General features: G+C 71.4%; 11 protein-coding genes. 6 read left to right on the top strand and 5 right to left on the bottom strand.

What is annotated here, in order from left to right; translation table 11 throughout:
- Positions 1-2 precede the first annotated feature (2 nt).
- Positions 3-2,228 carry an alpha-xylosidase gene (gene yicI / locus ACIBI9_RS00435; protein ID WP_397219759.1) on the top strand — a complete coding sequence of 742 codons (2,226 nt, stop codon included), beginning with the start codon at positions 3-5 and terminating at the stop codon, positions 2,226-2,228.
- 8 nt (positions 2,229-2,236) lie between these two features.
- Here the strand turns inward: yicI and ACIBI9_RS00440 are convergent, their stop codons facing one another.
- Positions 2,237-3,853 (bottom strand): CocE/NonD family hydrolase, encoded by a 1,617-nt coding sequence (locus ACIBI9_RS00440; protein ID WP_397219760.1) that lies wholly within the window; start codon positions 3,851-3,853, stop codon positions 2,237-2,239.
- Positions 3,850-4,428 (bottom strand): TetR/AcrR family transcriptional regulator, encoded by a 579-nt coding sequence (locus ACIBI9_RS00445; protein WP_397219761.1) that lies wholly within the window; start codon positions 4,426-4,428, stop codon positions 3,850-3,852. Before ACIBI9_RS00445 ends, ACIBI9_RS00440 begins: the two co-directional genes overlap by 4 nt.
- 71 nt (positions 4,429-4,499) lie before the next feature.
- Here ACIBI9_RS00445 and ACIBI9_RS00450 point away from each other — a divergent pair, with 71 nt between their 5' ends.
- Positions 4,500-6,026 carry a carboxylesterase/lipase family protein gene (locus ACIBI9_RS00450; RefSeq protein ID WP_397219762.1) on the top strand — a complete coding sequence of 509 codons (1,527 nt, stop codon included), beginning with the start codon at positions 4,500-4,502 and terminating at the stop codon, positions 6,024-6,026.
- Positions 6,027-6,131: 105 nt separating this feature from the next.
- On the opposite strand, the gene ACIBI9_RS00455 is transcribed toward ACIBI9_RS00450, so the two are convergent.
- The gene (locus ACIBI9_RS00455; RefSeq protein WP_397219763.1) at positions 6,132-7,148 is read right to left on the bottom strand and encodes a LacI family DNA-binding transcriptional regulator; all 1,017 of its coding nucleotides are present in this window, start codon (positions 7,146-7,148) and stop codon (positions 6,132-6,134) included.
- A gap of 195 nt (positions 7,149-7,343) precedes the next feature.
- Between ACIBI9_RS00455 and ACIBI9_RS00460 the strand changes: the two genes are divergently transcribed.
- The 4 genes from ACIBI9_RS00460 to ACIBI9_RS00475 are packed head-to-tail and all read left to right on the top strand — an operon-like array spanning position 7,344 to position 12,058.
- On the top strand, positions 7,344-8,603 hold the full coding sequence (locus ACIBI9_RS00460) for an extracellular solute-binding protein (protein ID WP_397219764.1): 1,260 nt from the start codon (positions 7,344-7,346) through the stop codon (positions 8,601-8,603).
- A 4-nt stretch (positions 8,604-8,607) separates the two neighbouring features.
- Positions 8,608-9,549: a carbohydrate ABC transporter permease gene (locus ACIBI9_RS00465; RefSeq protein WP_397219765.1), complete on the top strand. Its 942-nt coding sequence runs from the start codon at positions 8,608-8,610 to the stop codon at positions 9,547-9,549.
- The gene (locus tag ACIBI9_RS00470) at positions 9,546-10,352 is read left to right on the top strand and encodes a carbohydrate ABC transporter permease (RefSeq protein WP_397219766.1); all 807 of its coding nucleotides are present in this window, start codon (positions 9,546-9,548) and stop codon (positions 10,350-10,352) included. Before ACIBI9_RS00465 ends, ACIBI9_RS00470 begins: the two co-directional genes overlap by 4 nt.
- Positions 10,353-10,369: 17 nt before the next feature.
- Positions 10,370-12,058: an amylo-alpha-1,6-glucosidase gene (locus ACIBI9_RS00475; RefSeq protein WP_397219767.1), complete on the top strand. Its 1,689-nt coding sequence runs from the start codon at positions 10,370-10,372 to the stop codon at positions 12,056-12,058.
- Here ACIBI9_RS00475 and ACIBI9_RS00480 read toward each other — a convergent pair.
- Together ACIBI9_RS00480 and ACIBI9_RS00485 are read right to left on the bottom strand one after the other, a co-directional pair.
- A complete protein-coding gene (locus tag ACIBI9_RS00480) occupies positions 12,027-13,832 on the bottom strand; it encodes an RICIN domain-containing protein (protein ID WP_397219768.1) in 1,806 nt (601 codons plus the stop codon). The two genes, ACIBI9_RS00475 and ACIBI9_RS00480, sit on opposite strands and share 32 nt — an antisense overlap.
- Positions 13,833-14,007: 175 nt before the next feature.
- On the bottom strand, positions 14,008-15,219 hold the full coding sequence (locus ACIBI9_RS00485) for an MFS transporter (RefSeq protein ID WP_397219769.1): 1,212 nt from the start codon (positions 15,217-15,219) through the stop codon (positions 14,008-14,010).
- Between the last annotated feature and the right edge of the window lie 23 nt (positions 15,220-15,242).

A 15,242-nucleotide genomic window follows, 5' to 3' on the forward strand; every position in this document is an offset into this window, starting at 1 on the left:
CGATGAAGTTCACCGACGGGCTCTGGCAGCTGCGCCCCGGCGTCACCGCGCTGTACGCGGCCGAGGCGTACGACATCTTCACCGAGGAGGGCGCGTTCACCGTGACCGCGCCCACCACCGTCATCCACCGGCGCGGCGACACCCTCAACCGGCCGGTCCTCTCGCTGAGGCTGTCGTCACCGCTGGAGAACGTGATCCGCGTCCGCATCGACCACCACACGAGCGACGAACGCGGCTTCGATCTCGTCGGCGCCGAGGACGGCCACGGCATCGTCAAAACGGACGACGCGACGACGCTCACCAGCGGCGCGCTGAGCGCGACCATGGCACCCGGAGCCCCCTGGGACCTGTCGTTCCACGGCGACGGGCGCCCGCTGACCTCCAGCGGCCACAAGTCCATCGGCTACTTCCAGCTCGCCGAGGACGCACAGGTCGATCCGGCGCCGGTCGGCCACACCCGTGCCCCCGTCCACCTCGCCCAGCAGCTCGCGCTCGGCGTGGGCGAGGTGGTCTACGGGCTGGGGGAGCGCTTCGGGCCGCTGGTCAAGAACGGCCAGACGGTGGAGATCTGGAACGCCGACGGCGGGACCTCCTCGGAGCAGGCCTACAAGAACGTGCCCTTCTACCTCACCAACCGCGGATACGGCGTCTTCGTCAACCACCCGGGGCACGTCTCGTACGAGGTCGGGTCGGAGACCGTGCAACGCGTGCAGTTCTCGGTGGCGGGGGAGAGCCTCGAGTACTTCGTGATCTACGGACCGACGCCCAAGCAGATCCTGGAACGCTACACCACGCTCACCGGCCGCCCCGCGCGCCTGCCCGCCTGGTCCTACGGCCTGTGGCTGTCGACCTCGTTCACCACCGACTACGACGAGCGGACGGTGACCTCGTTCATCGACGGGATGGCCGAGCGCGACCTGCCGCTGTCGGTCTTCCACTTCGACTGCTTCTGGATGCGCGAGTTCAACTGGTGCGACTTCCAGTGGGACCCGCGGGTCTTCCCCGACCCCGAGGGCATGCTGGCCCGCCTGCACGCCAAGGACCTGCGCGTCTGCGTGTGGATCAACCCCTACATCGGTCAGCGCTCGCCGCTGTTCGCCGAGGCCGCCGAGCGGGGCTTCCTGCTGAAGCGCCCGGACGGGTCGGTCTGGCAGTGGGACCTGTGGCAGGCCGGCATGGGCCTCGTCGACTTCACCGACCCCGACGCGACGCGCTGGTTCCAGTCGAAGCTGCGCGCGCTGCAGGACCAGGGGGTCGACGCGTTCAAGACCGACTTCGGGGAGCGCATCCCGCTCGACGTCGCCTACTTCGACGGCTCCACGCCCGAGCGCATGCACAACCTCTACACGCACCTCTACAACGCGGCGGTGTTCGAGGTGCTGGAGGAGCGACGCGGCCGGGGCGAGGCGGTGCTGTTCGCGCGGTCGGCGACCGCGGGCGGTCAACGGCTGCCGGTGCACTGGGGCGGCGACTCGGGATCGACGTACGAGTCCATGGCGGAGAGCCTGCGCGGCGGCCTGTCGCTCGCGTTCTCCGGCTTCTCCTTCTGGAGCCACGACATCGGCGGCTTCGAGGGCACTCCCGACCCCGGCGTCTTCAAGCGCTGGGTGGCCTTCGGGCTCATGTCCTCCCACTCGCGGCTGCACGGCTCCACCTCCTACCGCGTGCCCTGGGCCTTCGACGAGGAGGCCGTGGAGGTGACCCGGGTGTTCACCAAACTCAAGCTCCGCCTGATGCCGTACCTGTATCAGGCGGGCGTCCAGGCGCACGAGAGCGGGACACCCGTCATGCGGCCCATGGCGATGGAGTTCCCGGGCGACCGCAACGTCGCCCACCTCGACACCCAGTACATGCTCGGCCCCGACCTGCTCGTCGCGCCCGTCTTCACCCCTGACGGGACGGTGGAGCTCTACCTGCCCGACGGCACGTGGACGAACTACCTGACGGGGGAGCGCGTGCGGGGCGGGGGCTGGCGCACCGAGCGGCACGGCTTCACCTCGATGCCGATCTACGTGCGCGAAGGCGCCGTCCTGCCCATCGGCGCCAGGGACGACCGGCCGGACTACGACTACCTGGACGGCCTGATCCTGCGCGTGTACCCGGGACCGGACGGCGAGACCACCCTCACCGTCACCGAGCACGCCACCGGCGAGCCCACGCGGTTCACCGTCACCCGCTCCGGCGGCGAAGTGCGGGTCTCCTCCGGCTGGACCTACGAACTCGCCTGACGGCGCGGTCAGCGGACGGGGAGGATCACCGCCGACGGGTGCCGCGGGTCGTGGAGGACCTGCTGGTCGGCGGCGCGGAGGGCGGTGGCGGTGGCGCGGGGCTCGCCGGTGCCGGGGTTGCGGTTGTAGCGGGGGAAGGCGCCGCTGGAGACCTGTACGCGGATGCGGTGGCCGCGCTTGAAGCGGTACGCGGTCGGCCACAGGGTCACCGCGGCGGGGGTGATCTCGTCGGCGCCGGTGAGGCTGACCAGGCCGTCGCAGACGTTGGTGGAGCGGCCGCCGGCGTCGACGTCGCACAGCCGGACGAAGACGTCGGCGTAGGGGAGGCTGGAGCGGAAGAAGATCTCGGCGCTCACCTCGCCGACGACCTCGACGTCCTCCTCCAGCGCGGAGGTCGTGTACGTGAGGACGTCGGACCGGGCCTCGAGAGCGGCGTTGTCGACGCGGCCGGCCTTCTCGCCGAAGGCCATGCGGACGCCGCCGAGGGCCGGAGTGGGGTCGCCGGGGTCGTAGCGGTAGCCGTCGGGGGCCGAGTCGGCGGGCGCCTCGGTGGCCAGGGCGCCGCCTGGCTGGAGGTGGAAGCGCCGGGGCTCGTATCCCGGCGGCGGCCAGGACGGGAAGTCGCGCCACTTCTCCTCGCCCATGACGAACAGGCGTACCGGGGCGCGCTCGGCCGGCTCCTCGCCCCGGGCCAGCGCGAGGCCGAAGTCGAGGGCCTCGGCGGCGGCCGTCTGCCCGACGCCCATGGAGATGTGCGCCCAGGGGCCGACGGTGAGGCGGACGAGGGGGTGTCCGGCGTCCTGCAGGGCCCGGTGGTCGCGGAGCTGGCCGGGCAGGAAGATGTCGTACCAGCCGCCGACGCTGCTCACCGGCACCTGGATGCCGGCGACCCGGTGCCGGTGGTCCAGGTCCTGCCAGAACGGGCTGCCGGCGTCGTGGGCGAGGATGTTCTGGATGTAGTCGTCGTGGTGGCCCAGGACGGCGGTGTCGGCCTGGCTCAGCGGCAGCGTGCGCAGGGCACGCTGGACCTTCTTCGCCCCGAGCAGCTGGCGCGGCATCGCGAACGGGCGTTCCTGGCCCGCCACCTGCACGCCCCAGACGAACGGGGTCTCCAGGGAGAAGGCGTCCGCGCGCAGGAAGTCCAGAGTGAGTGCCGATTCGGAGACCCCCGGGATCATGGCCTTGACCTGGGGCGGCAGGGCGTCGGCGACCGCCCACTGGACGAAGCCGAGGTAGCTGGAGCCGTACAGGATCATCGACTCGCCGAACCAGGGCTGCCGGATCACCCAGTCGAGGGTGTCCAGGCCGTCCTCGCGCTCGCGGCGCAGCGGGTCGAAGGGGCCCCCGGAGCCGAAGGTCCCGCGGGTGCTCTGGATCAGCACCTGGAAGCCTCGTTCGGCCAGCGGGCGGGCCATCGGGCCCGCGGCCATGCCGGCCCGGCCGTAGGGGATGCGGATGAGCGCGGTCGGCAGGCCGTCGCCGCCCGACTTCGGCGCCCAGCGGTCGGCCAGCAGGACGGCTCCGTCGCGCATCGGCACGCGCAGGTCGCGCTCGACGGTCAGATCCCGGGTGAGGGGCGGGGGCAGGCGCAGCATGCGCTGGACGAGACGGCTGTTCAGGTTCATCGCGGGCGACCTCCGGGGGTGCGGGCGAGGGTTGTCGAGAGGCGCAGCAGGCGGTCGGCCAGTTCTTCGGGGTCGAGGGGGTCGTCGGCGTCGATCAGCCAGTCGTTGACGATCGTGCCGGTCCCGCCCGCGATCAGCGCGGCCAGATCCCGAGCCGTGGCGTCGTCGAGGTCGCCGAACACCTCACGCAGGCCCGTCACGGTGATGAGCGAGCCGAACAGCCTGTTCAGGTCCCGGGTCATCGGGAAGGCGCAGGATCCGGTGAGCATCGCGCGGTAGAAGGGCCGGTGCCGGGCGAAGTGCCGGGCCATCGCCAGCATGCGCGCGCGAGGCGGCGCGCCGTCGTCCCCGGCCTCGGGGATGAGCTCCCGTTCGACCAGGTCGGTCGCGGCCGCCACGAGGAGCGCGTCACGGTCCCCGAACTGCAGGTACACCAGCTGCCTGCTGACGTCCGCCGCGTCGGAGAGCTCGCCGACGGGAAGGGCCGTCGTGCCGCGCTCGGAGACCAGGCGTACGGCGGCGGCCATGAGGGCGGCGCGGGAGCGGCGCACCCGGCGGTCTTGTCGATCCTGCACGACCGCAACTCTAGACATGTGTTAAAAAATGGACAACAGTTAAATCAGTCGATTTGGGTCAAGGAGTCGCCATGTCCCTAGCCGAGGAGCCCGAGGTCCGTACCGCCGCCGGCGTGGTGCGTGGCCGCGCCGAGGACGGCCTGGCCGTCTTCCGCGGCATCCCGTACGCCGAGCCCCCGATCGGCGAGGCCCGCTTCCAGGCGCCGCGGCGCGTGCGCGGCTGGGATGGCGTACGTGAGGCGTTCACCTTCGGCCCGCCGGCCCCGCAGGACGCGAACATGGCCGGCCGCGGCGGCGGTGACCTCTTCAAGGGCACGGGCGACGACTGGCTGACGGTCAACGTCTGGACACCCGACCCGGACCCGGCCGCCCGCCGCCCGGTGATGGTGTGGATCCACGGCGGCGCCTACAAGCACGGCTTCTCCGGCAGCCCCGGCTACGACGCCCGGCACATCGCCCGCGACGGCGACGTGGTCTTCGTCTCGCTGAACTACCGCCTCGGCGTCGAGGGCTTCGCCCACATCGACGGCGCGCCCGCCAACCGCGCCCTGCTCGACCAGGTCGCCGCCCTGGAGTGGGTGCGGGAGAACATCACGGCGTTCGGCGGCGACCCCGGCCAGGTGACCGTCCTCGGTGATTCGGCCGGCGCCGGGTCCATCGCCGCGCTGATGGCCATGCCGAGCGCGGCGGGCCTGTTCCGGCGCGCCGTCGGGCAGAGCCTGCCGGGTACGTTCTTCTCCGACGCCCTGGCCAGGGACGTCGCGACGGCCCTGGCGGCCGAGGCGGGCCTGCGTCCGACGGCCGGGGACCTGTCGGGCGTGGATCCGCGGGAGCTGCCGGCGATCGGGCACGCCCTGGAGTCGAAGATGCGGCAGTACGAGGACCGCTGGGGTTCGTTCGCGCACACGCTCACCCTCTTCTCGCCCGTCGTCGACGGCGAGGTGCTGCCGGCCGCACCCTGGCAGGCCCTGGCGGGCGGCGCGGGACGGGACGTGGAGCTGATCATCGGCCACACCCGCGACGAGTTCCGCACGTTCCTCCTCTTCTCCGGACAGCTCGGCAAGATCACCGAGGAGCAGGCGACGGAGGCGCTGCGCCGCTTCGGCCCCGGCTCGGGCGGCGAGCGGGCCTACCGCGCGGCGTTCCCGGGCGCGTCCGCCGAGGAGCTCTACGAGCTCGTGCAGACCGACTGGCTGTTCCGCATGCCGACGCTGCGCCTGGCCGAGGCGCAGGCGGCCGGGGGTGGCCGGGCCTACCTGTACGAGCTGGCCTGGCAGTCCCCGGGCAACGGCGGAGTCATGCGCGCCTGCCACGGCCTGGACGGCCCGCTGCTGTTCGGCACCTACGACGCCCACCTGGGCCCGGCGGCCATCGGCCCCGAGCACACTGCCGAGGCCCGCGAGCTGACGGCCCAGATCCGCACGGCCTGGACGTCCTTCGCGACCTCGGGCGACCCGGGCTGGCCCGCGTACGACGCCGAGCAGCGCCTGACCCGGATCTTCGACACGCCGCCGTCGGTCGCGGCGTACCCCGAGGAGGCCTCGCGCCGCCTGTGGCAGGACCACGTCTTCGAGGCACTCCCCCTGCTGGCAGGCTGAGAGTTGAGCCACGCGTCTTTCCCGATCAGAAATGAAGGTCGAATCGATTCGACTGGACCATAAGCGCCTCCGGGTGCGGCGGTCAAGAGCCGGGATGTCCCGCGATCAGTCGCGCGGCCGGGCGGGCCCGGTGGTGCCGCGCAGCGAGATGGGCGGGGCCACCAGGAGGTGGCGCTGCGGGGTGCCGGGGTCGGCGACGCGCTGGAGGAGCAGCTCGACGGCGCGGGCGCCCATCTCGTCGGCCGGGACGTCGGCGGCGGTGAGCGGCGGGTGCAGGTTCTCGGCCCAGTGCCGGGCCGCGACCCCGGCGATGGAGAAGTCGCCGGGCACGCTCAGGCCCGCTTCGGCCAGCCCCCGGTACATGCCGGCCACCGCCGCCTCGTTGATGGTGGCGATGGCGGTCAGCCCCGGGTGCTCGGCGAGGAGTTGCTGGAGGCAGGTCTGCCCGGCCTGGGAGTCGTCGGCGCAGCACACCCGCACGCCGCGCAGGCCGCGTTCGGCGATGGCGCGGTCGAAGCCGGCCTGCGCCCGGTGGCCGGGGCCGTAGCCGGCCGCGACCAGTTCGGCGTTGCGGTTGACCAGCGCCAGCTGCCGGTGGCCCAGGTCGGCCAGGTGGTGGACGCACTTGGCGATCAGCGCCTCGTAGTCGATGTCCACCCAGGACATGTCCTCCGGGTGCCGGGTGCGGCCGATGCCGACGAACGGCAGGCCGAGCTCCTGCAGCCGGGCGACCCGGTCGTCCTCCAGCCGGATCTCCATGAGGATGACGCCGTCCACGCGGCGGCCGGTGACGACGCGCTCGAAGGAGCGGTCGTGCTCGCCGCCGGAAGGTGACAGCAGGACGTCCAGGTCGGCGCGGGCGGCGGCGTCGACCACGCTGGCCACGAAGCCGAGCTGCATGTCGGTCAGGCGCTGGCTGGCGGGCGGGATGACCAGGCCGATCGTGCGGGTGCGGCCCTCCTTCAGCGCCCTGGCCGAGGCGTTGGGCCGGTAGCCCAGCTCGTCGATGACCGTCAGGATGCGGCGCTTGGTCTCCTCCGACACCGGGCGCTTGCCGGTGAGCGCGTACGAGACGGTGCTGCGCGACACGCCCGCCCGCTTGGCGATCTCTCCGATGTTCACCCGTGCTCCTCGTCCGTTCCGCCGGTCGGCGACCATCGTAGGTCGAACCGGTTCATGACGTGGCACTCCGTCGTGACATCTCTGCCCATTGACGCCTACGGCAGAGCGGGCCTATCTTCGGTCGAACCGATTCGGCGAATCGATTCGACTCGTTCCCGAACAACCTCGTCACGCCTGTCAGCGGAGGTCAGCTCAATGAGATCAGCGGCAAGGAGCCGGCGTGCGGCCGGCGCGAGTCTGGCGGTCCTGGCCGCCGTGGGCGGGCTGGTCGCCTGCTCGTCATCGTCCGAGGGCGGCCCGGCGACCGCCGGTCAGGCCACCGGAGGCGGGACGTACACGATCTGGGACCCGTACCCGCAGTACGACAAGAGCTCGGAGTGGGTGAAGCTGCTGGACAAGTGCGGCACCGACGCCGGGGTCAAGGTCGAGCGCACCGGCTACGACACCAGCGACCTGACGAACAAGGCGCTGCTGGCGGCCCAGCAGGGCAACGCGCCGGACGTGCTGATCGTGGACAACCCGGTGGTCTCGACGCTGGCCGAGGCCGGGGTCCTGACGACCACCGAGGAGAACAAGCTCGACGTCTCCGCGATCGCGCCGAACCTGCTGGCCGCCGGTCAGAGCGGCGGCAAGACGTACGGCGTCCCGATCGGCGCCAACACCCTCGCCCTGTACTACAACAAGGACGTCCTGAAGAAGGCCGGGGTCGACATCGCCTCGGTGAAGGACTGGCCCTCGCTGACCGCGGCGCTGGAGAAGGTGAAGGCGGCCGGGAAGAAGGGCATCACCTTCTCGGCGATCGGCACCGAGGAGGGCAGCTTCCAGTTCCTGCCCTGGTTCTGGGGCTCCGGCGCGAACCTCACCAAGCTCGACTCGCCCGAGGGCGTCTCGGCCGTGGCGCTGTGGAGCGACTGGCTGAAGAAGGGGTACGCCCCCAACTCGGTCATCAACAACACCCAGACGACGAGCTGGCAGGAGTTCGCCACCGGCGACTTCGCCTTCGCCGAGAACGGCACCTGGCAGCTGGCCAACGCCAAGAAGACCGGCTTCGGCTACGGCATCATCCCGATCCCCGGCAAGGCCGGCGGCACCGCGCCCGCGCCCACCGGCGGCGAGTTCGTCAGCATCCCGGTCCAGTCCGACACCGGCCGCTACACCACCTCGCAGAAGCTGGTGACCTGCCTGACCAGCACCGACAACTCGCTCACCACGACCACCACCCTGTCCTACATCGCGCCCACCGAGGCGGTGCAGGCCAAGCAGGTGGCGGCCGACCCCGATCTGAAGGTGTGGGTGGACGCGGTCAAGGCGGCCAAGGGCCGCACCAGCGACGACCTGGGCACCAAATATCCGAAGATCTCGGAGCCGATGTGGGGTGCGGTGCAGGCGGCGCTGAGCGGATCGAAGTCCCCGCAGGAAGCCATGGCCACGGCACAATCCGCCGCGGCTCAGTAGCGGCATGAGCGACATCACCCGAACAGCGGTGCGGCCCGCCCCGGCCCTGAGCCGGGCGGGCCGGACCCGATCCGGGCAGTGGGCGGCGTGGGCGTTCCTCGCTCCCGTCGTGCTCTACCTGCTGGTCTTCTACGCCTACCCGCTCTACCGCAACGCCGAGCTGAGCCTGCGCAACTACACGGTGCGCTCGTTCGTGCAGGGCGATGCCCCGTTCGCCGGGTTCGCCAACTACGCCAAGGTTTTGGCCGACGCCACGTTCGGGCCCGCGCTGTGGCACACGGTGGTGTTCACGCTGGTCTCGCTGGCCTTCCAGTTCGCCATCGGGCTCGCGCTGGCGCTGTTCTTCCTGAAGAACTTCCGGCTGTCGGCCACGCTCCGGGGACTGTTCCTGGTGCCGTGGCTGCTGCCGCTGATCGTGTCCGCCTCGACGTGGTCGTGGATGCTCAACAGCGACTCCGGCGTGGTCAACGCCGTCCTGTCCTGGTTCGGGATCGGGCCGGTCAACTGGCTGACCTCGCCGGACTGGTCGCTGTGGTCCGTCATCATCGCCAACATCTGGATCGGCATCCCGTTCAACCTCGTCGTCCTCTACTCCGGGCTGCAGGCGATCTCGCCGGCCATCTACGAGGCCGCCGCGCTGGACGGCGCCAACGGGTGGCAGCGGTTCTGGAAGGTGACGTTCCCGCTGCTGCGGCCGGTGTCGGCGATCACGCTGCTGCTCGGCCTGGTCTACACGCTGAAGGTGTTCGACATCATCTGGATCATGACCAAGGGAGGGCCGAGCGGGGCCTCGACGACGTTCGCGACCTGGTCCTACCGGCTCGGGTTCGGCAACCTGGTGCCCGCCTTCGGCCCCGGCGCCGCCGTGGGCAACCTGCTCATCGTGACGGCGCTGGTCTTCGGGCTGATCTACATCCGCGCGCAGCGCAGGCAGGCCCCGGCATGAGGCGCCTCAAGACCGCGATCGGGCTGGTGCTGACCGCCGTGATGCTGTTCCCGGTCTATTGGATGATCAACGTGTCGTTCACCCGTGACCAGGACATGCGCAAGAGCCCGCCGAACTGGTTCCCGGTCGACGGCACCCTGGACGGCTACCGGACGGTGCTGGACCAGCAGCTGCCCTACCTGGGGGTGAGCCTGGTCGTCGGGCTGGGGACGGTGGCGCTGACCCTGGTGCTCGCGGCGCCGGCGGCGTACTCGCTGGCCAAGCTGCGCCCGCGCGGCGGCGCGGCGCTGAGCTTCGTGCTGCTCGTCGCGCAGATGATCCCCGGGATCATCATGGCGATGGGCTTCTACGCCATCTTCCTGTCCACCGGCGTGCTCAACACCGTTCCCGGGCTGATCGTGGCCGACTCCACCCTCGCCGTGCCGTTCGCGGTGCTCATCCTGACCACGTTCATGTCCGGCATCCCCGAGGAACTGCTGCAGGCGGCCCGCACCGACGGCGCCGGGGTGGTGCGTACGTTCGTCTCGATCGTGCTGCCCGTCAGCCGCAACTCGATCATCACGGTGTCGCTGTTCGCCTTCCTGTGGGCGTGGTCGGACTTCATCTTCGCCTCCACCCTCGACCAGGGCGGCGACCATCAGCCGATCACCCTCGGCATCTACCACTACATCGGCAACAACAACCAGGAGTGGAACGCCATCATGGCCACCGCCGTGATCGCCTCCATCCCGGCCACGATCCTGCTCGTCGTCGCCCAGCGCTACGTCGCCGCCGGCGTCACCGCGGGCGCCGTCAAAGATTGAGAAGGGACCCTCGCTTCATGACCGTCGCCGCTTCAGGCCCGGTGTTCTCCCTGCGGGAAATCCCGTTCAGCCACCGCGGGTCCTGGTTCGGCTTCTCGCCCGTGGTGGCGGAGAAGACCTACGCCGAGGACGTGCACCTGGTCTCGCACCAGACCGGCATGCACGCGATCCTGCGACTGATCCCCACCGCCGAGACCGCCGTCACCGCCACCCCGCACCAGCTCACCTGGAGCGCTGGCGACGGCCGGATCGACCTCGCCTACGAGAGCGCCGACACCGTACGCGTCCGCGGCCGCGGCCTCGGGCTCCGCCTGGTGGCCGCCGACCCGGTCCTGACACCGTTCAGCGGCCCGTACTTCTACCGGGACCCCGTCGACGGATCGTACGTCTTCACCGTCTACCAGACCGGCCGCCGCTACCGGATCACCCTCCTCGGCGGGCAGGCCGAACACCTCGGCACGCAGGCGCTGGGCACCGCCGAACGCGGTCTCGTCCTCAGCGGCGAGTGGGAGATCGCCATCGAGGAGTACGAGACCGCCCGCGCTCCCTACGCCGGCGCGGACGCCTTCGAGCAGGTGGCCAAGGCCGCGCGGGCCGAGTTCGACGCGTTCGCCGCGGCGGTCGCGCCCTGGCGCAGCGATCGGACGCCCGCCGCCGAACTGGCCGCCTACGTGCTGTGGTCGGCCACCGTGCGCCCCGCCGGGTTCGTCACCCGGCCCGCCGTGCTCATGTCCAAGCACTGGATGGACAAGGTGTGGAGCTGGGACCACTGCTTCAACGCCATCGCCCTGGCCGAGGGGCTGCCCGACCTGGCCTGGGACCAGTTCCGGCTGCCGTTCGACCACCAGGACGCCGCCGGCGCGCTGCCCGACTCCGTCACCCACTCCGAGATCCTCTACAACTTCGTCAAGCCCCCCATCCACGGCTGGGCCCTGCGCCACCTCCCTCCTCCCGACCCTGGCGTTTACCCGCTGCTGGAACGCTGGACCACCTTCTGGCTGGAGGCACGCCGCGCCCCTGGCCGGGAGCTGCCGCACTACCAGCACGGCAACGACAGCGGCTGGGACAACGCCACCACCTTCGACCCCGAGCGCGTCGTCGAGACCGCCGACCTGGCCGCCTTCCTCGTGCTGCAGCTGCGCGAGCTGGCCCGCCTGGCCCCCGACCCGGACGCGTCCGCCCGGTGGAGCGCGCAGGCCGACCGGATGCGCGACGCGCTCCTCGCCGAGCTGTGGGACGGCGAAAAGTTCGTCGCCCGCGGCGCGCTCTCGGGGCGTACCTGGTCCAGCTCCAGCCTGCTCGACCTCATGCCGATCGTGCTGGGGGAGGAGCTGCCGCACCCCGTACGCGCGGCGTTGGCCGCACGGATCGAGCGGCACCTGACCGCGTTCGGGCCCGCGACCGAGCTGCCCGGCTCGCCGCACTACCTGGACGACGGCTACTGGCGCGGCCCCATCTGGGCGCCCTCGACCGTACTGATCGAGGACGGGCTGCGCCGCGCCGGATACCCGGACCTGGCCGACGAGATCAGCGCCCGCTTCCGCGCGCTGTGCGAGGCGTCGGGGTTCGCCGAGAACTTCGACGCCCGCACCGGCGAGGGACTGCGCGACCGCGCCTACACCTGGACGGCCAGCGCCTACCTCATCCTTGCCGCCGCCCACGAGCGTCGCATGGTCAGCGGCCCCACAGCCGCCACGTCTGATTGAGCGGACTGGCCTGGCCCACCGGGTTGCACGTCCACTGATGGACGGGAGCTCTGGGCGCGGTCGAGATGGTGCTCACGTCGACGCACTTACCGCTGTGGCGGGCGACGAGCTGGTGGTCCCGGGGATCGTTGCCCGCGTAGGTGACCCTGCGCAAGGTGAACTGCTGGTTCTGCGCTCCGCCGGCGCACGTCCACTGGCGCACCGGCGCGCCGTCGGCCGTGGAGGACCCGCTCACGTCGAGGCACTTCCCGCTCTGCTGGTTGACCAGCGTGTACGTGCCGGCCACGCCGGCGACCGGCCGGAAGTTCCACAGCTGCTGGTCGCCGCCCTCGCAGAAGAACTGCTGCTGCACGTTGCCGTCGGCCGTGCTGAGGTCGGTGTTGTCCAGGCACTGCTGGGAGTGCTGCGCGACGGCGACGGACTGGAAGCCACCCTCGGATGGCGGCACCAGGGTGATGGTGAACGTCTCATCGGCGTTGGTGTGCGGCAGGTTCACCGTGGCGGCGTTGCCGGACAGCGTCAGGACCGTGTTCTGCACGGTGACCGGCCCCTGGACGGCTCCGCCGCCGTTGTACGGGATGCGCTGGACGATCGCGCGGACCTGGTTGTTCTGCACGATGCCGCTGGTGGCGTCGAGCCGCCGGAGACCGACGGCGACGTTGCCGGTCGTCCCGCCGCCGCCCACGAGGACCTTGGCCACGCCGGTCGTCCTGGTGGCGAAGGCGTCGTACGACGCGCTCGGGCTCACCGAGACGATCTGGCCGGTCTGGGAGCCGTAGAAGCGGTAGACCCACCATTCGCCCTTGGGCAGGTGCTGCCCGGCGCTGTTGCGGACGAGCAGGTTCGCGAGATCGTTGTGCAGGTTGCCGGCGCTCGCCCAGTTCGCGCGCAGCCCGTCGGCGCCCGCCCGCTCCAGCCGGGCGATGTACCACGCGCCGTCCCCGGGGTTCTGCTCGTTGGGGGCGGCGTACTCGTTGATCTGGTACGGGCGCGCATGCGGGATGCCGCGCGCGTCGAGCGTGGCGTTGGCGGCCGCCACGTTGGCCACCGGGTCACCGGGGAGCGAGTGCCAGCTGACGATGTCGGGGACGACATTGTTGGCGCGGACGAAGTCGAGGTAGGCGTTCCAGAAGGCGTGCGTGGTGGAGGGCACGCAGGCGCAGCTGGGGCCGACGATCAGGTGGCTGGGGAAGGCGGCGCGGATGCGCTGGTAGCTGCGGCGCCACAGCTCGAAGTACTGGGCCTGCGGGCGGTTCCAGAACAGGGAGAGGTTCGGCTCGTTCCAGATGTCCCACTGGACGGTGATGCCGGCGGCCCGCACGTCGTTGATCAGGCGGGTGAGGAAGGCGTCGTAGTCGGACCAGTCGCCGTTGTCGCCGGGGAAGCGCGAGATCGGATAGCCGTCGGCTCCCCACAGGTCGTGCGGGAGGATGATGAACTGGCCGCCGAGCGCGAGCGTCCGGCGGGCCTGGGCCAGCGTCGCGTTCCACCTGCGCTCGTAGGCGCCCGACACCCAGCCGCCGGGCGAGCCGAGTTGCGCGCCGCCGGCGCGCATGTACCGGAACTTCACGTCGCGGAAGAAGTGGTCCGCCGGTCCTGACGCGTTCTCCGTCATGCCGTAGATCCAGCCGGACGCGCGATAGGCCGGGGCGCCGCCGGCCACGGAGAAGTCGACGCTGATGGATTCGTCCGCGGCCTGCGCCGGCGCCGGGACGGCTTGGAGGGCGACGGCGATGAGCATCGCGGCGAATGCGCGGAGTGGGGTGGTGGTCATCTTGGGTGGCTCCTTCGAGAGTCGGGGGGAAGGGAAGGACCACGCAGGGAATCCGTGAATCGATTCGGCCCACAGACGTGCAGGCACAGCCGGGGTTGGTTGAGAGTCTTAGCGAATCGATTCGATCGGATCGTAGATCTCGTGACGGAGACGTGTCAACGGCGGGCGAGGCGGTTCAGGCCGGGGTGCGGTTCACCAGGACGCGGCCGAGGACGACCGTGACGGCGCCGGCCAGGACGACGGAGAGCAGGCCGACGCGCAGGCTGGTGAGGTCGGCGACGAATCCGACGAGGGGAGGCGACAGCAGGAACCCTCCGCGCAGCAGCCAGCTGACGATGGTCAATCCGGCCCCGGCGGGCAGGCCGGGCAGTTCGTCGGCGGTGTGCATGGCGGCCGGGACGAGGGTGGCGACGCCGAGCCCGGCGAGGGCGAAGCCGGCCAGTGAGGTCGCGACCGACGGTACGGCGAGCGCGGCGCCCATGCCGATCGCGGCCAGCGCCCCTCCGGCACGCACGACGGTACGCTGCCCGAATCGGTCGACGACGCGGTCACCGGTGAGGCGGCCGACGGTCATGGCGACCTGGAGGGCCACGACGGCCATACCGGCGGTGGCGGCGTCGGTGCGCAGGTCGCCGCTCAGGTAGAGGGCGCCCCAGGACGCGCCGGCGTCCTCGACGAGGGTGCCGCACGCGGCCAGCACGCCGAGCGCGGCGAGCATCCGTACGGCGGAGGCGGTGAACGAGCGCCGGCCCGCGCGGCGGGGCGGGTGGCCGTCCCGGGCCTCGGCGGGGCGTTCGGCGTCTTCCGGGCCGGGGAGCAGGAACCGGTAGGCGACGAGGGCGGTCACGCTGAACAGCGTCGCGGAGATGCCCAGGTGGACCGAGAGGGGGATGTCGAGGCCGGCGGCGGCCGAGCCCATCAGGCCGCCCAGGACCGCGCCGACGCTCCACACGCCGTGCAGCGAATTGACGATGGACCGGCCGTAAAGGCGCTGCACCCGCAGGCCGTGGGCGTTCTGCGCGACGTCGACGATCGCGTCGAGGGCGCCCACGACGAACAGCACGCCGCCGAACGCCACCCAGTTCGGCACGAAGGGGATGAACAGCGTCGCGACAGTGGTCACCACGATGCCCAACGCCCCCACGCGCGCGGAGCGGAAGCGGCGGATGGCCGTGCCGGCGAGCAGCCCGGCCAGCAGCGCGCCGATCGGGTGCGCGGCCAGCGCGGTGCCGAAGACGGCGTTGCTCAGGCCGAGGTCGGCCTTGATCTGCGGGTATCGCGGGACGATGTTGAAGAACACGGCGCCGTTCGTGAGGAACAGCGCGGCGACGGCGGCGCGGGCCTGGCGGGCCTGCCGGGTGGGCGTGGTGAGGGGAGCAGCGGACATCGGCTTTCCGATCGCGTAGGCGC

The sequence above is a fragment of the Nonomuraea sp. NPDC050451 genome, assembly GCF_044458585.1.

Excerpts from the sequence above, each read along its gene's own strand:
- yicI (WP_397219759.1), top strand. The coding sequence starts at position 3 with ATGAAGTTCACCGACGGGCTCTGGCAGCTGCGCCCCGGCGTCACCGCG.
- ACIBI9_RS00440 (WP_397219760.1), bottom strand. The coding sequence starts at position 3,853 with ATGAACCTGAACAGCCGTCTCGTCCAGCGCATGCTGCGCCTGCCCCCG.
- ACIBI9_RS00450 (WP_397219762.1), top strand. The coding sequence starts at position 4,500 with ATGTCCCTAGCCGAGGAGCCCGAGGTCCGTACCGCCGCCGGCGTGGTG.
- ACIBI9_RS00460 (WP_397219764.1), top strand. The coding sequence starts at position 7,344 with ATGAGATCAGCGGCAAGGAGCCGGCGTGCGGCCGGCGCGAGTCTGGCG.
- ACIBI9_RS00465 (WP_397219765.1), top strand. The coding sequence starts at position 8,608 with ATGAGCGACATCACCCGAACAGCGGTGCGGCCCGCCCCGGCCCTGAGC.
- ACIBI9_RS00470 (WP_397219766.1), top strand. The coding sequence starts at position 9,546 with ATGAGGCGCCTCAAGACCGCGATCGGGCTGGTGCTGACCGCCGTGATG.
- ACIBI9_RS00475 (WP_397219767.1), top strand. The coding sequence starts at position 10,370 with ATGACCGTCGCCGCTTCAGGCCCGGTGTTCTCCCTGCGGGAAATCCCG.
- ACIBI9_RS00480 (WP_397219768.1), bottom strand. The coding sequence starts at position 13,832 with ATGACCACCACCCCACTCCGCGCATTCGCCGCGATGCTCATCGCCGTC.
- ACIBI9_RS00485 (WP_397219769.1), bottom strand. The coding sequence starts at position 15,219 with ATGTCCGCTGCTCCCCTCACCACGCCCACCCGGCAGGCCCGCCAGGCC.